Raw genomic sequence first — 20,310 nt, 5'->3', positions numbered from 1 at the left:
GGGCTCTGCCGGCCAGCGGCCGGCACTACCGTCACGCGTCGGCATGGGCCTCGACCACTTCGGCCTTCACCTTCTTCGGTTCCAGCAGCATTTCCAGCGCCTTGCCGACCGCGGCGAAGGCGAACGCGCCGGTGATGTGCGTCGCGGCGCCCAGGCCTGCGCCGCAGTCCAGCTTCAGTGCCGCATCGGCGCCCAGGTTCGGGCGGATGCCGCACACGCTGCCATCGGCCTGCGGGTACTTCACGTTTTCCAATGAATACACCGCCGGCACGCCGAAGTAGCGCTTTGCATTCTTCGGGAAATTGAATTCGCTGCGCAGCTTCTTGCGGATCAGCGCCAGCATCGCATCGTGCTCGGTGCGCGAAACATCACGGATGCGCACCAGGGTCGGATCGGTGCGGCCGCCGGCAGCGCCCACCGTCAGCAGCGGCAGCTTGCGGCGGCGGCACCAGGCGATGGTTTCGACCTTGACCCGGAAGCTGTCGCAGGCGTCGATCACCAGATCGAAACCGCGATCCAGCAGTTCGGCCATGTTAAAGACGGTCAGGAAGGCCTGCACGGCATCGGCTTCGATGTCCGGATTGATCGCGCGGCAGCGCTCGGCCATCGCCTCGGCCTTGTTGCGGCCATAGTTGCCTTCCATCGCCGGCAGCTGCCGGTTGGTGTTGGACACGCAGATGTCATCGGCGTCGATCAGGGTCAGGTGGCCGACCGCCGAACGGGCCAGCGCCTCCACCACCCATGAGCCGACACCGCCCATGCCCACCACCGCCACGCGGCTGCCCTGCAGGCGCTCGAGCGCACCCACGCCATACAGCCGTTCGATGCCGGCGAAGCGTTGTTTGACCTGTTCGTTCATCGGGCTATTTTAACGTGCAGGTGCCGGCGCCTGCAGCGCGCCGGCATCGAACCCACCGTTGCACGCCCGGAGAGCCCGCCATGAACGCCAGCCCGCCCCGTCGCCTGAGCACCGCCCATCGCTACCTATTCGTACTGTGCCTGGGCCTGCTGATCGGCCTGATCGCAACGGTGATGGTCGGACGCGCCCTGCAGGCCCGCCGCGACCCGTTCCCGGACAGCCTCATGCAGGTGATGCAGCGGCAATCGCAGCTGCTGCAGCAGGCCCAGCAGCAGAACCGCTGCAGCCTGGCCGACAGCGTGCCGCGGCTGCAGGCCATTCGCCTGCTGTCCAACGACCTGGACCTGGCTTTTCCTGGGCTGAAGGACAGTGCGCAGTTCCAGCAGCACGCCAGCCGGCTGCGCGGCAACCTCAACGCCGCGCTGGCTGCGCCCCCCAGCGACTGCACTGCCCTGGCCCAGGTGGTGGATACGCTGCAGGCCGACTGCCGCGCCTGCCATCAGGATTTCCGCTGAGCGCATTCATCCTGCAGCCGGGCAATGCACGCGCGGTTGGCGCCTTGTTCACGTTCGAAAGGGGACGATTCGTCCACCCTGCTGCATGACGCAGTACCACCCAACGCACCCGCCTTCACGGCCAGGAGACGCCCCATGAAGATCCAGCTCATCGCCGCCAGCGCCATCGCTACCCTCGCCCTGGCTGGCTGTGCCACCTCGCCCGGTTACGGCGGTGGTGGTTACAACAATGGCTACAACAATGGCGGCTATGGCAACAACGGCGGCTACAACCAGGGCCGCTGCGCCGACTGCGGCATCGTCACCCGCATCAACACCGTGCAGTCCGGCCGCACCGCGCCCAGCGCCACCGGCGCGATCCTCGGCGGCATCGTCGGTGCCGTGGCCGGCCACGAAATCTCCGACCACACCGGTGGCAGCCGCGGCAACAAGAACATCGCGGCTGCCGCAGGCGCGGTGGGTGGCGCACTGGCCGGCAACCAGATCCAGAAGAACGTCACCAGCGACACCTATGACATCAGCGTGCGCATGGACGATGGCCGCACCATCGTGGTCAACCAGCGTGACCTCGGCGGCATCCGCGAGAACACCTACGTGCGCGTGGTCAACGGCAAGGTCATCCTGCGCTGACCTGCCCCGGGCCGATGGCAAGGAAAAAGGCCCGCTTGCGCGGGCCTTTTTCATGTGACGTTGTACAGCGCGATCAGGTCGGCTGCACGGCGTCGGCCTGCAGGCCCTTCTGGCCCTGCACGACGGTGAAGGTGACCTTCTGGCCTTCCTTCAGGCTCTTGAAGCCCTGGGTCTGGATGGCGCGGAAGTGCACGAACACGTCTTCGCCGTTTTCACGGCTGATGAAGCCGAAGCCCTTTGCATCGTTGAACCACTTGACGGTACCGGTCTCGCGATCAGACATCTCACTAACTCCCTGGTGACTCTCTCTTGTTGTTGGAAACGCCTGTTGGGCGGCTGACAAGCAAGGGGGAAGCGAGGTGCATCGATGCAGCGGATCGGGAAGATCTTGCTTCATCAGGCCACGATCCACGGTGACCTTGCCAAGCTCAGCGACTGCAACTTAACCCGCCCAAAACGAAAAAGCAACTGGCAAAATCTTTCACTGTCAACCCCAAATCGACCACCATACGGGACAGCATGGGACTCTCATTCATCTTATATCTGCTAGCGGTCATTTTTGTCCTTGTCGGCATCGCCGGAATCATCCTTCCAGCCCTTCCCGGCATCCCGCTGGTGTTCATCGGACTGCTGCTGGCGGCCTGGGCTGATGGCTTCGTCCATGTCGGCTGGCCGACCCTGGTGATACTGGGCGTGCTGACCCTGCTCTCGCTGCTGGTGGACGTGCTGGCCACCGTGGTCGGTGCGCAGCGGGTCGGGGCCAGCCGAAAGGCGCTCTGGGGCACTTTCGTCGGCAGCATCGTCGGCCTGTTCTTCATGCCCATCGGCCTGTTCGCCGGGCCGCTGGTCGGTGCCCTGCTTGGCGAGTACTGGCACACCCGCGAGCTGGGACGCTCGACCAGGGTCGGCCTCGCCACCTGGCTCGGCATCCTGCTCGGTCTGGCGCTGAAGCTGGCGGTGGTGATCGCCATGCTGGGCCTGTTCGCCTTCGCCTGGTTCCTGTGACGGCGCTGCCTTCACGCCCTGCGCACGCGGTGGCCGTGCATAAACCGTGGGGGCTGGCCGCGATCCGGTGCAGCCGCCACACTGTGCGATCCCCGTATTCACCGAAGGGCCTGTTGGAATGACCCTCCCCCCGCTGCTTCCCCGTCTTGCGCCGCTGGCGCTGGCCCTGGCCAGTGCACCGCTGGCGGCGCAGGAGTTCGTGCCCAGCACCGACACCTCGCCCGCTGCCTGCGCGGCCATCACCACCGATGCGGCCCGCCTGGCCTGCTACGACCGCCTGTTCGCGCACACCCCGCAGGCCACCGCGGCTGCCGATGCTGCCGCAGAGGCCGCCGCGCAGGCGCGCCGTGAAGAGCGGCAGACCGCGCGGGTGAGCCAGGGCGAGGAGAAACTGCGCGAACGCGTGAGCGACCTGTTCCGCCCGGCGGCAGCGGACAGTGCGCTGGCCAACGCCGGCCGCGGCTCGCTGCTGGACAGCCGCTGGGAGCTGGCCGAAGACTCCAAGCTCGGCCCGTTCCAGCTGCGGGCCTACAAGCCGGTGTACCTGCTGCCCGCGTTCTGGACCAGCGACCGCAACACCACGCCGCATTCGCCGAACCCGGCCAACACGGTCACCACGCCGCAGGTGCTGGACAGTGCCGAACTGAAGTTCCAGATCAGCTTCAAGACCAAGGTCGCCGAGAACCTGTTCGGCGACAACGGCGACATCTGGGCCGGCTATACCCAGAGCTCGCGCTGGCAGGCCTACAACGGCGAGGATTCGCGCCCGTTCCGCGAAACCAACTACGAACCCGAAGTGATGATGGTGTTCCGCAACGGCTATTCGATCGGTGGCTGGCGCGGGCGCATGACCGGCATCGCCCTGAACCACCAGTCCAACGGCCGCGCCGATCCGCTGTCACGCAGCTGGAACCGGGTGATGCTGAACATCGGCCTGGACCGCGAGAACTGGGCACTGGTGCTGCGCCCGTGGTACCGCATTCCCGAGACCCGCAGCGACGACAACAACCCGGACATCGAGGACTACATGGGCCGCGGCGACGCGACCCTGATCTGGAACCGCAACGGCCACGAGGTCGCGCTGATGGCGCGCCATTCGCTGCGCACCGGCAGCCGCTCGCATGGCGCGCTACAGCTGGATTACGGCTTCCCGATCAGCAACCTGTTGCGCGGTCATGTGCAGATCTTCGATGGCTACGGCGAAAGCCTGATCGACTACAACCACAAGGCCACCTATGTCGGCGTGGGCGTGTCGCTGCTGGAGTGGTTCTGATGGACGTGACGATCTGGCACAACCCGGCCTGCAGTAATTCACGCGGCGCATTGAAGCTGATCCGCGATGCCGGCTTCGACCCGGTGGTGGTCGAGTACCTGGGCAATCCGCCCGATGTGGCCGCGCTGCGCCAGGTGCTGGCCGCGTCGGGATTGACTGCACGCGAGTTGGTGCGCAGCAAGGAAGCAGCGTTCGCCGAGCTCGGCCTGGAACAAGCCGACGATGCCACCCTGCTCGCTGCAATGGCCGAGCACCCGCGGTTGATCAACCGGCCAGTCGTGCGCACGCCCAAGGGCACGCGGCTGTGCCGCCCACCGGAAACGGTGCTGCAGATCCTGTAACCGAAAAAAGGGGACGGAGGGGATTATGTCGTTTGTGCATTAGCGACTTAATCCCCTCCGTCCCCTTTTTGGGTTACAGCCAGTCGGTGATGCCTTCGCGGCGGTAGACCTCGGCGAATGCAGGGCTCGCTTTCATCGTAGACGCGTGCGCTTTGAGCGCCGGCCAGGTGTCGCTGGGCTTCGGCATGTTGCGCGACCAGCGCATCAGCATCACCAGCATGTAGTCGACCACGCAAGGCGTTGCCCCCAACAGATAGGGACCGTGCCCCTGCAGGTGCGTGGCCACCTGCTGCCAGGCCGCTTCCAGGCGCAGCCGTGCCATCTCGCGGCTGGCCTGCACATGGGCCTCGCCGGCCACTTCGTGCGGATAGAACCAGGCCCGATAGGCCGGCTGCAGCGTATTGGCGCACCAGAACATCCAGCGGTAGGCGTCGCCGCGCTGGGGCGTACCCACCGCAGGCAGCAGGCCGGCGTCCGGATGGCGGTCAGCCAGGTACAGCGCGATCGCCGCCGCCTCGGTCAGTACCAGGCCATCAATCATCAGCGTCGGCACCACACCGGCCGGATTCAGCGCCAGGTAGTCCGCCGCCTTGTGCTCGCGCGCGTCGAAATCCAGCAGCACCAGTTCGTGCTCGATGCCCAGCTCGATCAACAGCCAGTGCACGACCAGCGCGGCGGTACTGGTCGAACCATACAGCGTGGTGCCCATGCGGCGGATCCTGTGCGGTTGGATCGGCCGATTATGCGCCCCTGCGCGGGCCGTTGCTCAGCCGCAGCTGCTCATGCAGGTATCCCGCTGTTCACCACAGGACATCATCGGCGCGCGCATCGTACAGTCGTGCGCCTTCAGCTCGCAGGCACGGCGCAGTTCAGGGTTGGCGACGTCCTTGCAGCGCTTGTCCGGCGCGGGTACCACCTGCTGTTCGCAGCTGAACGCACTGTTGCCGGTCCTGTCCTGCGCCATGCAACTGCGATAGCTGGCCTGGCACTGCATGCGGCACTGCGCGGAGGCGGAGAAATCCGCACCTTCATAGGATGGCGCTGTGCTGCAGCCGGCCAGGACCAGCAGGAACACAGCCGCTACGGATCGATGCAGGCGCATGGGCACATCCAGTGCAGAGGCAGGCCGACCCTGGCAGACCACGGTTGCTCGTGCAGGCATCGATGCGCGCCCCGCTCAGTACACGGGAACACCGGTGTCGGTGCGGACTTCATTCACGGTGCCGCCACAGGAGAGCAGGCACTGGGCGTACGGAGCATTGCATGAAGGAAGTGCCGGGGAACCGCAGTAGTTGCCGGCACCGTTGCCCCCTTCGCAGTTGTGCCGCTGCTTGTCGTCGGCGATACCACTGCAACGGCTGATGACCCGGCTCTTCTCGCTTTCGCAGCTCCGCTGGTCCGACTCGGCACGGGCGCGGTTGTGGAAGTCGCACGTTGTCTTCTGGCTCTCGCAGACCGACGCGCAGATCCTCCCCGCTTCGTGGGTTGGCGGCTCGACGAAGTAACGCGGGCCACAGGCACTGCACGCCAGCGCAGCGACCAGCAACACCAAAACACGCGACCACTGCAGCACGATGGACTCCCTTCCAATGCATCAGACAGCACGTTAACAGAGCAGGCCATCCACGGGCAGGCTGCATGCAACAACGGCGCCACAAGGGCGCCGTTGTCCGGACTGGAACGGGAGGCTTACTCCACCACCACCGGAATCTTGCCGATGCGGGCCTGCCACTCGCGCGGGCCGGTCTTGTGCACCGACTCGCCGGTGGAATCGACGGCAACGGTCACCGGCATGTCCTGCACGGTGAATTCGTAGATCGCTTCCATGCCCAGGTCGGCGAAGCCGACCACCTTGGCCGCCTTGATCGCCTTGGACACCAGGTAGGCCGAACCACCGACGGCCATCAGGTAGGCCGACTTGTTGTCACGGATCGCTTCGATCGCCGCCGGGCCGCGCTCGGCCTTGCCGACCATGCCCAGCAGGCCGGTCTGTTCCAGCACCTGGCGGGTGAACTTGTCCATGCGGGTGGCGGTGGTCGGGCCGGCCGGGCCCACCACTTCGTCGCGCACCGGATCGACAGGGCCGACGTAGTAGATGAAGCGGCCCTTCAGGTCGACCGGCAGCTGCTCGCCCTTGTTGAGCATGTCGACCATGCGCTTGTGCGCGGCGTCGCGGCCGGTCAGCAGCTTGCCGTTGAGCAGCAGGGTCTGGCCCGGCTTCCAGCTGGCCACGTCTTCCGGCGTGATCGTGTCCAGGTCCACGCGGGTGCCCTTGGACGCGTCATAGGTCAGCTTCGGCCAGTCTTCCAGCGACGGCGGGTCCAGCATCACCGGGCCGCTGCCGTCCAGGGTGAAGTGCGCATGGCGGGTGGCCGCGCAGTTCGGGATCATCGCCACCGGCAGGTTGGCCGCGTGGGTCGGGTAATCGTTGATCTTGATGTCGAGCACGGTGGTCAGTCCGCCCAGGCCCTGTGCGCCGATGCCCAGCGCGTTGACCTTCTCGTACAGCTCCAGGCGCAGCTCTTCGACGCGGTTGGACGCACCCCGGGCCTGCAGCTCGGTGATGTCGATCGGTTCCATCAACGCTTCCTTGGCCAGCAGCATCGCCTTTTCAGCGGTGCCACCGATGCCGATGCCCAGCATGCCCGGCGGGCACCAGCCGGCGCCCATGGTCGGCACGGTCTTCAGCACCCAGTCGACGATGGAATCGGACGGGTTGAGCATGGCGAACTTGGTCTTGGCTTCCGAACCACCGCCCTTGGCGGCGACGATCACGTCGACCGTGTTGCCCGGCACCACCTTGACGTTGACCACGCCCGGGGTGTTGTCCTTGGTGTTGACACGCTTGCCGGCCGGATCGGCCAGCACCGAGGCGCGCAGCTTGTTGTCCGGGTGCATGTAGGCGCGGCGCACGCCTTCATTGGCCATGTCTTCCACGCCCATGGTGGCGTCGTCCCAGCGCACGTCCATGCCGATTTCCAGGAACACGGTGACGATGCCGGTGTCCTGGCAGATCGGACGGTGGCCTTCGGCGCACATCCGCGAATTGATCAGGATCTGGGCCATCGCCTCCTTCGCGGCCGGCGACTCCTCGCGCTCGTAGGCGGCGGCAAGGTTCTTGATGTAGTCGACCGGGTGGTAGTACGAGATGTACTGCAGCGCGTCGGCGATGGACTGGATGAGGTCTTCCTGCTTGATCGATGTCACGACTTGCTCGCTTGCTGGAGGCTGGCGGGGGTAATCCGCCCATTTTACCCCCTCTGCCACCGGGGGTGCCGTTGTACATTCGTGTCACGTCCCTGCCCGCCGCGGCGTCCTTGCCCATATGAACGCCGAAACCACCTTCCAGACCCACCGTCCGCGCCTGATGGCCCTGGCCTACCGCCTGCTCGGCAGCCGCGCCGACGCCGAGGACGTGGTCCAGGACGCCTGGCTGCGCTGGTCGGGCGCCGACCCGGCCAGCGTCCGCGACGCCGAGGCCTGGCTGGTCACCGCCACCACCCGGCTCGGCCTGGATCGGCTGCGCGCGGCCAAGCGCGAGCGCGTGCACTACGTCGGGCCGTGGCTGGCTGAACCGCTGGCGGTCACGCTGGAGCCGGACCCGGCGCCTGGCCCGGCCCAGCTGCATGCGTTTGCCGATGATGTTTCGGTGGCCTTCCTGACCCTGCTTGAGCAGCTCGGCCCCGAAGAGCGCGCTGCGTTCCTGCTGAAGGAGGCCTTTGATCACGATTACCGCGAGATCGCCGACCTGATCGGCCACAGCGAGGCCAACTGCCGGCAGCTGGTGCACCGCGCGCGGCAACGCCTGCAGGCCGGGCGACCGCGCTTCAATGCCGACCCCAGCCAGCACCGGCAGCTGCTGGCGCGCTTCATGGACGCCTCCCAGCGCGGCGACAGCGAGGCGATCCAGGCCCTGCTGCACGCCAACGCACTGCTGGTTTCCGACGGCGGCGGCGTGGTCACCGCAGCGGTGCGCCCGCTGCTGGGCGCCGAACGCATCGGCCGCCTGTTCTGGGCCATCGCCCGCCGCGGCGCGGCACATCCGGCACGGCTGGGCTACGTCAACGGCGAACCGGCGATCCTGCGCTTCATCGGTGACCGCCTGCATTCAGTCACCACCATCGAAGTGGTCGACGGCCGCATCGCCCAGGTGTACAGCGTGCTGAATCCGGAAAAGCTGCCACGGGTTGTCACGCACGGGGACGCCGCGGCGTCCTGGTAGTGAAAGGCGGCCATCGTGGCCGCCGTGGAGCCCACGATGTCCGACCATGCCTCTCCCCGCGTTCCCTACACCCGCCTGGCCGCCGAGGCCTTCAAGGGCCTGCTGGCCACCAGCAAGGCGGTGCATGACAGCTCGATCGATCCGACCCTGATGGAACTGCTGTTCCTGCGCGTGTCGCAGCTCAACGGCTGCGGCTACTGCATGGACATGCACGGCACCGCGCTGCGCAAGGGCGGCATCGAGCCGCGCAAGCTGGACACCCTGCCGGCATGGCACGAAAGCCGCTTCTTCGATGCCCGCGAGCGTGCCGCGCTGGGCTGGGCTGAGGCGCTGACCCGGTTGACCGATGGGGCGCCATCGCAGGCGGCGTTCGATGCGCTGGCACCGCACTTCGATGAGAAGGGCATCAGCGACCTGAGCATGGGGATTGCGGTGATCAATGCCTGGAACCGGCTGGGCGCGGGTCTGCTGCCGCCGCTGCCCTAACGGGCGGTTCCGGCCGGGCGGGTCAGGTTCCTGCAGCTGAGGGTAGGTGTCGACCTTGGTCGACACGGTAAATCCACATCATGCGTGGATGCGGAAGGGTCAGAGCCCTTTGCGCCGCAAAGGGATCTGACCCCGGCGCGGCCACACGGCTGCACTGACCCCATCTGCACGTATCAGGCGCGCACAATACGCGCATGCCTGCCACTCCCACCGCTGGCGCCGCCGCCGCGAAGAAACCCAGCCTGCGCCAGCGCTTCAAGGCGATGCGCAACCTGCCGCCGTTCCTGCGCATGGTCTGGCAGACCAGCCCCGCGCTCACCCTGGCCAGCCTCGGCCTGCGCCTGATCCGTGCGCTGCTGCCGGTGGCGATGCTGTACGTCGGCAAGCTGATCATCGACAGCGCCCTGCACCTGAGCCAGCACGATGCCGGCTTCCCACCGCTGGGCGAGGCGCTGGCCAGCGGCATGCTCAACCCACTGCTGGGCCTGCTGGCACTGGAATTCGGCCTGGCCATCGCCTCGGACCTGCTCGGCCGCCTGGTCAGCTATGCCGATGCCCTGCTGTCGGAACTGTTCGCCAACGTCACCAGCATCCGGCTGATGGAACATGCGGCGACATTGGACCTGGAGGACTTCGAGGACCCGGACCTGCAGGACAAACTGGACCGCGCGCGGCGCCAGACCATGGGCCGGATGAACCTGATGAGCCAGCTGTTCGGCCAGGTGCAGGATGCGATCACCGTGGCCAGCCTGGCCATCGGCCTGCTGGTCTACGCGCCGTGGCTGATCCTGCTGCTCGCGCTGGCACTGGTGCCGGCCTTCATCGGCGAATCGCACTTCAACGCGGCCGGCTACAGCTTGAACTTCCAATGGACGCCCGAGCGCCGCCAGCTCGACTACCTGCGCCAGCTCGGTGCCAGTGTGGAAACGGCCAAGGAAGTGAAGATCTACAACCTGCACCGCTTCCTGGTGGAACGCTACCGGCGCCTGTCGGTGGCGCTGTTCCAGGCCAACCGGGCGCTGGCCCGGCGCCGCGCGTTCTGGGGCACGCTGCTGGCCGCACTGGGCACGCTGGGCTACTACACCGCCTACGCCTACATCGCCTGGCGCACGGTGCGCGGCGACTTCTCGATCGGCGACCTGACCTTCCTCGCCGGCAGCTTCCTGCGCCTGCGCCAGCTGCTGGAAGGCCTGCTGATCGGGTTCTCGCAGGTGGCCAGCCAGGCGCTGTACCTGGATGACCTGTTCTCGTTCTTCCAGATCCAGCCGGAAATCCACTCGCGCGAGGGCGCCGTACGCGTGCCGCAGCCGATCCGTCAGGGCTTCGTGTTCGAGAACGTCGGTTTCCGCTATCCCGATGCCGAGCAGTGGGCGGTGCGCCACCTGGATTTCCAGCTTCACGCCGATGAAGTGCTGGCCCTGGTCGGCGAGAACGGTGCCGGCAAGACCACGCTGGTGAAGCTGCTGGCGCGGCTGTACGAACCGGACGAGGGCCGCATCCTGCTCGATGGCCGCGACCTGCGCGACTACGACCTGGACGACCTGCGCGCCAATCTCGGGGTGATCTTCCAGGACTTCGTGCGCTACAACCTCAGCGCCGGCGAGAACATTGGCGTCGGCCAGGTCGAGGCCATGGATGACCAGGCACGCATCGCCGACGCCGCGCGCCGCGGCATGGCCGAGGAAGTGATCGAGGAACTGCCCGGCGGCTACGACCAGCTGATCGGCCGCCGCTTCAAGCAGGGTGTGGACCTGTCCGGTGGCCAATGGCAGAAGATCGCCATTGCCCGCGCGTGGATGCGCAATGCGCAGGTGATGATCCTGGACGAGCCAACGGCAGCGCTGGACGCACGCAGCGAGTTCGAAGTGTTCCAGCGGTTCAGGGAATTGGCGGATAATCGCACTGCCGTACTGATTTCCCACCGTTTCTCCTCGGTACGCATGGCCGATCGCATCCTGGTGCTGGCCGACGGCCGGATCGAGGCCAGCGGCACCCATGAGCAGCTGATGGCACAGGGCGGCCGCTATGCCGAGCTGTTCGAGCTGCAGGCGGCCGGCTACCGCTGAGAACGCCTCTCGTTCCGCCTAATGAGAACCTGTCTCATTTGAGATAGAATCACCCCCGACGACTTTCGATAGATACGCCCATGTCCTCCGCTTTTGGCGCCGAAACGGTGCTTGAGGTCCGTCACTGGACCGATGCCTACTTCAGCTTCACCCTCACCCGCGACAGCGGATTCCGCTTCGAGAACGGCCAGTTCGTGATGATCGGCCTGGAAACCGAGGCGCGGCCGCTGCTGCGCGCGTACTCCATCGCCAGCGCCAACTGGGAAGAGCACCTGGAGTTCTTCAGCATCAAGGTGCAGGACGGCCCGCTGACCTCGCGCCTGCAGCACATCAAGCCGGGCGACAAGGTGCTGGTCGGCAAGAAGCCCACCGGCACCCTGCTGATCAGCGACCTGCACCCCGGCAAGAACCTGTACCTGCTGGGCACCGGCACCGGCATGGCGCCGTGGCTGTCGGTGATCAAGGACCCGGAGACCTACGAGCGCTTCGAGAAGGTGATCCTGTGCCATGGCGTGCGCTACGAAAAGGATCTGGCCTACCGCGATTATTTCGAGAAGGAACTGCGTGAGCACGAGTTCCTGGGCGAGATGATCGGCGACAAGCTGCTGTACTACCCGGCCGTCACCCGCGAGCCGTTCGCCAACCAGGGCCGCCTGACCTCGCTGATGGAAAGCGGTGAGATGCAGCGCACCCTCGGCCTGCCGGAACTGAGCCCGGAGAACGACCGCGCGATGATCTGCGGCAGCCCGCAGATGCTGGCCGACCTGCGCAGCGTGCTGGACGCCCGTGGCTTCCAGGTCTCGCCGCGTATCGGCCAACCGGGCCACTACGTGTTCGAACGCGCCTTCGTCGAGAAATAAGGCAGCAACGGGATTGCCGGCCAGCGGCCGGCACTACCACCACCCCTCACAGCAGTGCTTCGATTGCGCTGCGCAGCTGCTCCGGCGTGGTGGTCGGAGCATGCCGCGACACCACCCTTCCCTTGCGATCGACCAGGAACTTGCTGAAGTTCCATTTGATGCGGGCAATGCCCAGCAGGCCGCGCTTCTCGCGTGACAGCCATGCCCACAGGGGATCGGCGCCGCTGCCGTTGACCTCGATCTTCTCCGACAAGGGGAAGCTGACCGGATAGTCCAGCGAACAGAACTGGCGGATCTGCGCGGCATCACCCGGCTCCTGCGCGCCGAACTGGTTGCACGGAAAGCCGATCACCACCAGGCCGCGCTCGCGGTAGTCCTGCCACAGCTGCTCCAGCCCGGTGTACTGCGGGGTGAAACCGCAACGGCTGGCGACGTTGACCAGCAGCAGCGGACGGCCCTGGAACTGCGCCAGCGCCTGCGGCTGGCCATCGAGGTCACGGAAGCTGAAATCGTAGGTGGTGGTCATGACGGCGGGCCGTGGCGGTGATTGCATGGTACCCGCGCGCGGCCCCGGCAACATGCCTTTTGACACAAGTGCGGGCGCCGCTGGCCGGGTTACCCTCGGGCCCTTGTTTGCCTTACCGGAGTTCCTACCTTGACCACTCGCCTTGCCCTTGCCGTGGCCATGTCCCTCGGCCTTGCCCTGCCCGCCTTCTCGGCCGGCGCCGCCACCCCGGCTGCCAGCACCAATGCCCAGCAGGCCAACCCGTTCTTCGCCGATAGCCCGCTGCCGCTGCACTTCCCGCAGTTCGACAGGATCAAGGACAGCGACTTCGCCCCGGCCTTCGACGCCGGCATGGCGCAGCAGCTGAAGGAAGTGGAGGCGATCGCCAACAACAAGGCCAAGCCGACCTTCGACAACACCATCATCGCCCTGGAAAAGAGCGGTGACATCCTCGACCGCGCGACCACCGTGTTCTTCAGCCTGGTCGGTGCCGACACCAACGACACCCGCAAGAAGCTGCAGGCCGACTACTCGGCCAAGTTCGCCGCGCACAGCGATGCGATCGCGCTGAACGGCAAGCTGTTCGCGCGCATCCAGGCGCTGTATGACACCCGCAGCCAGCTGGGCCTGGACGCCGAAGGCGTGCGCCTGGTCGAGAAGTACTACGACAACTACGTGCGCGCCGGCGCCAAGCTGTCCGAGGCCGACAAGGCCACGCTGAAGGAGATGAACGCCGAGCTGGCCAACCTGGGCACCAAGTTCAGCCAGAACGTGCAGTCGGAAGTGAACGCTTCGGCGATCACCGTCGACGACGTCAAGGAGCTGGCCGGCCTGTCCAAGGAGCAGATCGCTGCCGCCGCCGAAGCCGCCAAGGCCCGTGGCCTGGAAGGCAAGTACGTGATCACCCTGCTCAACACCACCGGCCAGCCGCCGCTGACCAACCTGGCCAATCGCGCCCTGCGCCAGAAGATCTACGAAGCCTCGGTCAGCCGTGGCAGCCGCGGTGGCGAGTTCGACAACACCGCACTGGTCTCGCGCATCATGCAGCTGCGTGCCGACAAGGCCAAGCTGATGGGCTTTGCGAACTTCGCCGCCTACAACCTGACCAACCAGACCGCCAAGACCCCCGAAGCGGTCAACGCGATGCTGGGCAAGCTGGCCCCGGCTGCCGTGGCCAACGCCAAGCGCGAAGCGGCCGACCTGCAGGCGATGATCGACCAGGAACAGAAGGCCGCCGGCAAGAAGACCTTCCAGCTGGAACCGTGGGACTGGGCCTTCTACAGCGAGAAGGTGCGCCAGGCCAAGTACAACTTCGACGAATCGCAGCTGAAGCCGTACTTCGAAATGAAGAACGTGCTGGAAAACGGCGTGTTCTATGCTGCCGGCCAGGAGTTCGGCCTGACCTTCAAGCAGCGTACCGACCTGCCGGTCTACCACGATGACGTCACCGTCTACGACGTGTTCGACGCCGACGGCAGCCAGCTGGCGATCTTCATTTTCGATCCGTATGCGCGCGCCTCCAAGCGTGGCGGTGCGTGGATGAACTCGTATGTCTCGCAGTCCAAGCTGACCGGCTTCAAGCCGGTGGTGGCCAACCACCTGAACATCCCGAAGCCGCCGGCCGGCCAGCCGACCCTGCTGACCTGGGATGAGGTGAACACCACCTTCCACGAGTTCGGCCACGCGCTGCACGGCATGTTCTCCAACGTGAAGTACCCGTACTTCTCGGGCACCTCGGTACCGCGCGACTTCGTCGAGTTCCCCTCGCAGGTCAACGAGATGTGGTCGGACAACCCGGCCATCCTGAAGAACTACGCCAAGCACTACCAGAACGGTTCGGCGATGCCGCAGGCGCTGCTGGACAAGGTGCTGGCTGCGGCCAAGTTCAACCAGGGCTTTGCCACCACCGAGTACCTGGCTGCGGCGATGCTCGACCAGCGCTGGCACCAGATCGGCGCCGACCAGGTGCCGGCCGCCAAGGACGTGATGGCCTTCGAGCGCGCTGCGCTGGAGAAGGACGGCATCTACTACGCGCCGGTTCCGCCGCGCTACAAGACCCCGTACTTCAGCCACATCATGGGTGGCTACTCGGCCGGCTACTACGCCTACATCTGGTCGGAAGTGCTCGATGCCAACACCCAGAAGTGGTTCAAGGACAACGGCGGCCTCAGCCGCAAGAACGGCGACCACTTCCGCGCCACGCTGCTGTCCAAGGGCGGCAGCGTCGACGCGATGCAGCTGTTCCGCGATTTCGCCGGCCACGAGCCGCAGATCGAACCGCTGCTGGAAAAGCGTGGCCTGACCGGCGCCGGCAACTGATCGCCCGCGCGCTAGCGTGAAACGAAAGCCGCCCGGGAGACCGGGCGGTTTTTTCATGCGCCATCCACGCATGGCATGGATCTACGGGAGGGGGCCGATCGTTGGTCGGCACGATCCTTCCGGGCCATGAACCCCGGCATCGTCCATACACGCCTGGCGTGGATCTACTGGCAGTCATCGCGGCGCGACGTACCCGCCCGGCACGCCTTCCGGCGACAGCACCAGCTGCCACAGCTGCGCGTGCCGGCAGCGGAAAGTCGCCATCGACCCGGCCAGGTAGAAACGCCACATGCGCCGGAAGTGCTCGTCATAGCGCGCATCCAGTCGCGGCCAGGCCGCTTCCACGTTGCGCCGCCACGCCTGCAGGGTCAGGTCGTAATCGGTGCCGAAGTTGTGCCAGTCCTCCAGCACGAAGCGACCTTCGAATGCCTTGCTGATCTGCACCGCCGACGGCAGCATCGAGTTCGGGAAGATGTAGCGCGCGATCCATGGATCGGTACGATGCCGCGAGATGTTGGTGCCGATGGTATGCAGCAGCAGCAACCCGCGTGGCGAGAGGCAGCGCCTGGCCACCTCGAAGAAACTGGAATAGTTCTTGTCACCGACGTGCTCGAACATGCCGATCGAGAAGATCGCATCGAACGGCTCGTCCAGTTCGCGGTAGTCCTGCAGGCGGATCTCGATCGGCAGCCCGACGCACCGCTCACGGGCGAACTCGGCCTGCTCTTTCGAGATGGTCACGCCGACGCCGCTGACACCGTAGCGCTCGGCCGCGAACTTCAGTGCCTCCCCCCAACCGCAGCCGATGTCCAGCACGCGCTGGCCCGGACGCAGGCCCAGCTTGCGGCAGACCAGGTCGAGCTTGGCCTCCTGCGCGGCGTCAAGATCATCGGCAGTGCGCCAGTAGCCGCAGCTGTAGACCAGGCGCGTTCCGAGCATGGCCTGGTACAGGTCATTGCCGAGGTCGTAATGGCGACGACCGACCTCGTAGCTGCCCTGCCCGGCCTGCAGGTTGAACAGGCGCGCCTTCAGCGCATCGGCCACTTCGCGCCAGCCATGCACCCGTTCGTCCAGGTGCGCCTGCATCAGATGGACGAGGAAGTCGTCCAGGACGTTGGCATCCCACCAGCCGTCCATGTAGCTCTCGCCGAGGCCGAGCGAGCCGTGCGCCATGACCCGCGCGAAGAAGCGCGGATCATGCACGTGGATGTCCTGTGGCTGGGTGCCGCCGATGCGGACCCCGGCTTCCTGCAGCAGGCCGGCGACCCGCTCCTGCAACCCTGTATCCACGCCACCTCCTCGACTGCGGTCAACCGCGTGCGAACAGCTCCACGTAGTCCTTGGCCACGTGCGGCAACAGCACCGCCGCCGGTACATCGGCGGTCTGCGTGCCGTCCGAGTATGGACCCACCTGGTACGGCGGGAAAACAAAGCGCAGCGCGGTGATCTGCCCCTTGTCGTCGGTCAGCGGCTGGAACTGGCTGAAATTGTCGGCCTGCGGGCCGGTACCGTCGACAATCATGCGCGATGCGTTGCGCAGCGATTCCTGCAGCTGGGCCGGGTCCATGTCCTCGCCGCTGAGGCGGGTGGCCACGCGCTCGCGCAGCTGGTCGGCGACGAAATCGCTGATCGCCTTCCAGCCCTTGGCATCGGCCACCAGCTTTTCGGCGCTGAGCATCTGCTGGTGCTGCGGCAGCCACACGAAGCGGGCCACCAGTGGCTCACCGTGGGCGCCTCCGGTATAGCGACTGCCATCGGCACTGACCACCACCAGCTGCGGGGTTTCCAGCAGCTTCTCGAAGCTCAGCGACAGCTCGTAGGGCATGCTCGGCTTGTCGTTGCCGAGCCCGTCCAGTGCCTGCTGCAGGTCGCTGCGGGCGCTGGTCGCATAGTCCTGCAGCGCGCGTGCCAGGCCCGGATAACGGTCGATGCCGGCCGGGTAGCTGATGCCCACCACTTCGCGCTCGTTGTTCTCGATCACGTCGCGCAGATCCAGCGGCGCTTCCGTGGCGGGTGTCTCGCCCGCGACCGGGGCCTCGGCGGCGGGGGCCGCGTCGGTCGCCGGTGCCGGCTCGCTCTCACGCTGGCAACCGGCCAGCAACAGCACGCCCACCACGCCGGCCAGCACGCTGCCGCGCAATGGCCGGTTGTTTCCAATCTTCATCGGGATCCCCTGTTCATGTTTGTACATCATCGCCTGCCATGGCTGAAGCGTGGCCCGCCGGCATCAGCCGACGAGCAGGTCGTGATATTCCTCGTGCCGCTGCAGGAAGGCCTCGGCATACGAACACGCCGGCACCACCTTGTATTTCTGCTCGCGGGCGAAACGCAGCGCGACGCGGGTCAGCTCACCGGCAATGCCGCGGCCGGCGATCGGCTCGGGCACTTCGGTGTGGGTGATGACCATGCGCCTGCGCTTGATCTGGTAATCGAGCACCGCCAGCTGTCCTCGGACACGGGCGGTGAAGCGGTGGCTGGCCAGGTCGTGTTCGACCTCATAGGCCAGACCGGGGGGCGTGACCGAAGCCATGGAACTGTCTCCTGCGGCGACTGCGTGGATGGTGCGCAGCCGGGCGCCATGATCGCGTGAAGCCTGAACAGGGGCAAGTGCGGTCCATTCACGTCAGTTTTCGACCCTCAAGCTGGAGGGCGGGTGGCCGCTATCGCCTGTGGAGGGGTACGGCCAGGCTGGCACGGCCCTTGCGACCGTAGACCATGCGCATTACCGCGGAGGCCCCGATGCACCCCAGCGATCCCCATTCCGATACCGACCGTGCCCTGCTGGAGGGCCTGCTGCAGCTGGCAGTGGAAGGGCAGACCGAAGACCAGGATTTCCAGCGCATCGGCGAGGAAGTGTTCGCCCGCCTGCTGGACACCTACGGGCAGCAGACCACGGCCTGAACCGGCCGGGGCGGATCGCTGCCGATCCGCCCCCGTTCCCACCCTCAACCGCCGCCGAGGCGGAAGGTCGGGTTGGAGAGTTCACGCAGGAAGTGGTTGAAGATGCTCGGCTGCATGGCCAGCATGAAGATCACGCCAAACGCCGCACCGGCCAGGTGTGCGCTGTGGTTGATGCGATCACCACCGCGCTTGTCCATCCAGATGCTGTAGCCGACGTAGAACGCGGCGTAGATGATGGCCGGCGCCGGGATGAAGAACACCAGGATGATCGACCACGGCTTGATCAGGATGAAGGCGAACAGCACCGCCGACACCGCCCCGGATGCACCGAGGCTGAGGTAGTTCGGGTTCTTCTGGTTCTTCAGGTAGCTGGGCAGGATCGAGACCAGCAACGCGCCGATATAGAACGCCGGATAGGTCAGGTAGCTGCCGGTCAGCTCCACCATCACGCTCTCGATGAATCCCCCGAAGAAGAACAGGGTGATCATGTTGAAGATCAGGTGCGACCAGTCGGCGTGGATGAAGCCATAGGTCACCAGCCGGTCGTACTGGCGATGGCGGTCCACGGCGGGCGGCCACAGGATCAGGCGGTCGGCCAGCTTGCGGTTGTTGAACGCCATCCACGAAAGGATGGCGGTGATGGCGATCAACAGCAGATTGACGGGGGTCATGTCAGGCTCAGGCGCTACGGTAGTTGTCGACCATACGATAGCGTTTCGCGTACCAACCGAAGGCCAACGCCGCGATGAAGGCGAAGCCGGCGAAGAAGAACATCAGGAACGCCGCCTCGCTCAGGCCGGTCCCGGCGATCTGGTGGGTCACCGTGTCGTTGCGCACCGCGGCGTTGGACAGCAGCACCCACAGGTTGCCGATGGTGGTGGTCAGGTTCCAGAAGCTCATCACCACGCCCTTCATCGCCTGCGGCGCCTGGCTGTAGGCGAACTCCAGGCCGGTGGCCGAGACCAGTACCTCACCGAAGGTCAGCAGTGCGTATGGCAGGATCTGCCAGAAGATCGACATGGCATTGCCGCCGTCCATCACCACCTGGATGCCACCGATGACGATCCAGGCAAGGCCGCTGAAGGCGATACCGGCGGTCATGCGGCGCAGCGCGGTCGGCTCGAAGCCGAAGCGGCGCAGCGCCGGGTACAGCACCAGGTTGTTGAAGGGAATCAGGATCATCACCAGCAGCGGGTTCAATGCCTGCATCTGCGAGGCGGTGAACCAGCTCGGCATCTGCATCTGCTGGCCCTGCAGGACCCACGTCGAGGCCTTCTGGTCGAACAGCGAGAAGAACGGCGTGGTCAGCGCGAAGATCACCAGCACGCGCAGCACCGAGCGCACGCCTTCCACGGCTTCGGCCGGATGCTGGCCGCGGGCACGGTCCAGCTGCAGCCAGGTGCCGCCGCCGATGCCGGCCAGGATGGCGACCAGCGCAAGGCACAGGCAGATGACGATGCCCAACGAACCGACCAGCCCGAACGAGGCCACGGCCAGCACCAGGCCGAGCGCGGCGATCACCAGGCCCGGACGGCCCTGCCCGGCAACGCGTGCGGTCAGCGCGGTACGCACCACGTTGGCGAACGAATGCGGGTCCTTCGGCGGCAGCGGCACCAGCACGTAGCGCTTGCGGCCCAGCCAGAACACGAAGGTGGCCACGAACATCAGGATGCCCGGGATGCCGAACGCCCACTGCGGGCCCCAGTTCTTCAGCACCAGCGGGATCAGCAGCGAGGCGAACAGCGAGCCGAAGTTGATGATCCAGTAGAAGGCGTCGAAGACGAGCTTTGCCAGGTGCTTGTTGCTCTGGTCGAATTGGTCACCCATGAACGATGCCACCAGCGGCTTGATGCCGCCGGCACCGAGCGCGATCAGGCCCAGGCCAAGGAAGAAGCCCTCGCGGCTGTTCTCGAACAGCGCCAGGCACAGGTGGCCGGCGCAGTAGACCAGGCTGAACCAGAGGATGGTGTGGTACTTGCCGAAGAACCTGTCGGCCAGCCAGCCACCGAGCAGCGGGAAGAAATACACGCCGATCATGAAGCTGTGCATGATGTCCTTGGCTTCACCGGCACGGCCTTCCGCAGTGATTTCCTGCAGCAGCAGCGAGGTGATCAGGAACTGCACCAGGATGTTGCGCATCCCGTAGAAACTGAACCGTTCGCAGGCCTCATTGCCGATGATGTACGGAATCTGGCGCGGCATCCTTCCCTGGCCGGCGATGGGGGCAACTGCGTCGTGGCTCATCCTGTAAGGCATTCCTGCGAAGCGAAAGGCGCAAGGTTACCGGAACCAGGCCTTGCGAAGCACGCTGCAGGGCTGCATGACAAC

At 66.0% G+C, this 20,310-nt stretch carries 23 protein-coding genes; 11 read left to right on the top strand and 12 right to left on the bottom strand.

From position 1 onward, the window contains the following. Nucleotides 1-31: 31 nt before the first annotated feature. Complete coding sequence (locus N7590_RS08540; protein WP_164241209.1) at nucleotides 32-859, bottom strand: tRNA threonylcarbamoyladenosine dehydratase; 828 nt, start codon at nucleotides 857-859, stop codon at nucleotides 32-34. An 80-nt stretch (nucleotides 860-939) separates the two neighbouring features. Between N7590_RS08540 and N7590_RS08535 the strand changes: the two genes are divergently transcribed. After that, the gene (locus N7590_RS08535; RefSeq protein WP_164241210.1) at nucleotides 940-1,374 is read left to right on the top strand and encodes a hypothetical protein; all 435 of its coding nucleotides are present in this window, start codon (nucleotides 940-942) and stop codon (nucleotides 1,372-1,374) included. A 135-nt stretch (nucleotides 1,375-1,509) separates the two neighbouring features. Beyond that, on the top strand, nucleotides 1,510-2,004 hold the full coding sequence (locus N7590_RS08530) for a glycine zipper 2TM domain-containing protein (protein ID WP_010486804.1): 495 nt from the start codon (nucleotides 1,510-1,512) through the stop codon (nucleotides 2,002-2,004). A 73-nt stretch (nucleotides 2,005-2,077) separates the two neighbouring features. On the opposite strand, the gene N7590_RS08525 is transcribed toward N7590_RS08530, so the two are convergent. Then, nucleotides 2,078-2,287 (bottom strand): cold-shock protein, encoded by a 210-nt coding sequence (locus N7590_RS08525; RefSeq protein WP_005410290.1) that lies wholly within the window; start codon nucleotides 2,285-2,287, stop codon nucleotides 2,078-2,080. Between the two features lie 236 nt (nucleotides 2,288-2,523). Between N7590_RS08525 and N7590_RS08520 the strand changes: the two genes are divergently transcribed. The 3 genes from N7590_RS08520 (at nucleotide 2,524) to arsC (ending at nucleotide 4,623) form a co-directional block, all read left to right on the top strand. Beyond that, the gene (locus N7590_RS08520; RefSeq protein WP_164241211.1) at nucleotides 2,524-3,009 is read left to right on the top strand and encodes a DUF456 domain-containing protein; all 486 of its coding nucleotides are present in this window, start codon (nucleotides 2,524-2,526) and stop codon (nucleotides 3,007-3,009) included. Between the two features lie 118 nt (nucleotides 3,010-3,127). After that, on the top strand, nucleotides 3,128-4,282 hold the full coding sequence (locus tag N7590_RS08515) for a phospholipase A (protein WP_053450262.1): 1,155 nt from the start codon (nucleotides 3,128-3,130) through the stop codon (nucleotides 4,280-4,282). Further along, nucleotides 4,282-4,623, top strand: coding sequence for an arsenate reductase (glutaredoxin) (arsC, locus tag N7590_RS08510; RefSeq protein ID WP_053509644.1), 342 nt, complete (start codon nucleotides 4,282-4,284; stop codon nucleotides 4,621-4,623). The genes N7590_RS08515 and arsC overlap by 1 nt, the downstream gene beginning before the upstream one ends. Before the next feature lie 73 nt (nucleotides 4,624-4,696). Here the strand turns inward: arsC and N7590_RS08505 are convergent, their stop codons facing one another. The 4 genes from N7590_RS08505 to N7590_RS08490 all read right to left on the bottom strand — a co-directional run bounded on the left by N7590_RS08505 (nucleotide 4,697) and on the right by N7590_RS08490 (nucleotide 7,830). Then, nucleotides 4,697-5,332 (bottom strand): glutathione S-transferase family protein, encoded by a 636-nt coding sequence (locus N7590_RS08505; protein WP_053509643.1) that lies wholly within the window; start codon nucleotides 5,330-5,332, stop codon nucleotides 4,697-4,699. 57 nt (nucleotides 5,333-5,389) lie between these two features. Then, nucleotides 5,390-5,725 (bottom strand): hypothetical protein, encoded by a 336-nt coding sequence (locus tag N7590_RS08500; RefSeq protein WP_053450265.1) that lies wholly within the window; start codon nucleotides 5,723-5,725, stop codon nucleotides 5,390-5,392. Between the two features lie 75 nt (nucleotides 5,726-5,800). After that, nucleotides 5,801-6,196: a hypothetical protein gene (locus tag N7590_RS08495; protein WP_080375964.1), complete on the bottom strand. Its 396-nt coding sequence runs from the start codon at nucleotides 6,194-6,196 to the stop codon at nucleotides 5,801-5,803. Between the two features lie 116 nt (nucleotides 6,197-6,312). After that, on the bottom strand, nucleotides 6,313-7,830 hold the full coding sequence (locus N7590_RS08490; RefSeq protein ID WP_164241212.1) for a fumarate hydratase: 1,518 nt from the start codon (nucleotides 7,828-7,830) through the stop codon (nucleotides 6,313-6,315). Nucleotides 7,831-7,948: 118 nt separating this feature from the next. Between N7590_RS08490 and N7590_RS08485 the strand changes: the two genes are divergently transcribed. The 4 genes from N7590_RS08485 to N7590_RS08470 all read left to right on the top strand — a co-directional run bounded on the left by N7590_RS08485 (nucleotide 7,949) and on the right by N7590_RS08470 (nucleotide 12,257). Further along, nucleotides 7,949-8,845, top strand: coding sequence for an RNA polymerase sigma-70 factor (locus N7590_RS08485; protein WP_164241213.1), 897 nt, complete (start codon nucleotides 7,949-7,951; stop codon nucleotides 8,843-8,845). 36 nt (nucleotides 8,846-8,881) lie between these two features. Beyond that, the gene (locus N7590_RS08480) at nucleotides 8,882-9,331 is read left to right on the top strand and encodes a carboxymuconolactone decarboxylase family protein (RefSeq protein ID WP_053509636.1); all 450 of its coding nucleotides are present in this window, start codon (nucleotides 8,882-8,884) and stop codon (nucleotides 9,329-9,331) included. A gap of 194 nt (nucleotides 9,332-9,525) precedes the next feature. After that, complete coding sequence (locus N7590_RS08475) at nucleotides 9,526-11,397, top strand: ABC transporter ATP-binding protein (protein ID WP_279935322.1); 1,872 nt, start codon at nucleotides 9,526-9,528, stop codon at nucleotides 11,395-11,397. Nucleotides 11,398-11,477: 80 nt separating this feature from the next. Next, nucleotides 11,478-12,257, top strand: a complete 780-nt coding sequence (locus N7590_RS08470) for a ferredoxin--NADP reductase (protein WP_006455701.1) — start codon at nucleotides 11,478-11,480, stop codon at nucleotides 12,255-12,257. Between the two features lie 46 nt (nucleotides 12,258-12,303). Here N7590_RS08470 and N7590_RS08465 read toward each other — a convergent pair whose 3' ends face one another. Then, nucleotides 12,304-12,783: a glutathione peroxidase gene (locus tag N7590_RS08465; RefSeq protein ID WP_053450270.1), complete on the bottom strand. Its 480-nt coding sequence runs from the start codon at nucleotides 12,781-12,783 to the stop codon at nucleotides 12,304-12,306. Between the two features lie 129 nt (nucleotides 12,784-12,912). Here N7590_RS08465 and N7590_RS08460 point away from each other — a divergent pair, with 129 nt between their 5' ends. Beyond that, nucleotides 12,913-15,081 carry a M3 family metallopeptidase gene (locus tag N7590_RS08460; RefSeq protein WP_279935320.1) on the top strand — a complete coding sequence of 723 codons (2,169 nt, stop codon included), beginning with the start codon at nucleotides 12,913-12,915 and terminating at the stop codon, nucleotides 15,079-15,081. A 174-nt stretch (nucleotides 15,082-15,255) separates the two neighbouring features. On the opposite strand, the gene cfa is transcribed toward N7590_RS08460, so the two are convergent. From cfa to N7590_RS08445, 3 genes are read right to left on the bottom strand one after another with little or no spacing between them, the layout of a single operon-like run. Next, a complete protein-coding gene (cfa, locus tag N7590_RS08455) occupies nucleotides 15,256-16,371 on the bottom strand; it encodes a cyclopropane fatty acyl phospholipid synthase (RefSeq protein WP_164241216.1) in 1,116 nt (371 codons plus the stop codon). A 19-nt stretch (nucleotides 16,372-16,390) separates the two neighbouring features. Further along, nucleotides 16,391-17,272, bottom strand: coding sequence for a DUF3298 and DUF4163 domain-containing protein (locus N7590_RS08450; protein ID WP_053509668.1), 882 nt, complete (start codon nucleotides 17,270-17,272; stop codon nucleotides 16,391-16,393). Between the two features lie 36 nt (nucleotides 17,273-17,308). Further along, a complete protein-coding gene (locus tag N7590_RS08445) occupies nucleotides 17,309-17,611 on the bottom strand; it encodes a GNAT family N-acetyltransferase (protein WP_006377679.1) in 303 nt (100 codons plus the stop codon). Between the two features lie 209 nt (nucleotides 17,612-17,820). Here N7590_RS08445 and N7590_RS08440 point away from each other — a divergent pair, with 209 nt between their 5' ends. Continuing rightward, on the top strand, nucleotides 17,821-17,982 hold the full coding sequence (locus N7590_RS08440) for a hypothetical protein (RefSeq protein ID WP_166671555.1): 162 nt from the start codon (nucleotides 17,821-17,823) through the stop codon (nucleotides 17,980-17,982). 44 nt (nucleotides 17,983-18,026) lie between these two features. Here the strand turns inward: N7590_RS08440 and N7590_RS08435 are convergent, their stop codons facing one another. Both N7590_RS08435 and N7590_RS08430 read right to left on the bottom strand, forming a co-directional pair. Beyond that, nucleotides 18,027-18,653 (bottom strand): rhomboid family intramembrane serine protease, encoded by a 627-nt coding sequence (locus N7590_RS08435; RefSeq protein WP_049458513.1) that lies wholly within the window; start codon nucleotides 18,651-18,653, stop codon nucleotides 18,027-18,029. Between the two features lie 7 nt (nucleotides 18,654-18,660). Then, nucleotides 18,661-20,226 (bottom strand): oligopeptide:H+ symporter, encoded by a 1,566-nt coding sequence (locus N7590_RS08430; protein WP_008267858.1) that lies wholly within the window; start codon nucleotides 20,224-20,226, stop codon nucleotides 18,661-18,663. Nucleotides 20,227-20,310: the final 84 nt, after the last annotated feature.

The organism is Stenotrophomonas sp. GD04024 (genome assembly GCF_029837545.1).
GTDB classification, from domain to species: domain Bacteria; phylum Pseudomonadota; class Gammaproteobacteria; order Xanthomonadales; family Xanthomonadaceae; genus Stenotrophomonas; species Stenotrophomonas forensis.
Note: the sequence above shows the minus strand (reverse complement) of the source record. Positions and strands in the feature narration are given on the sequence as shown.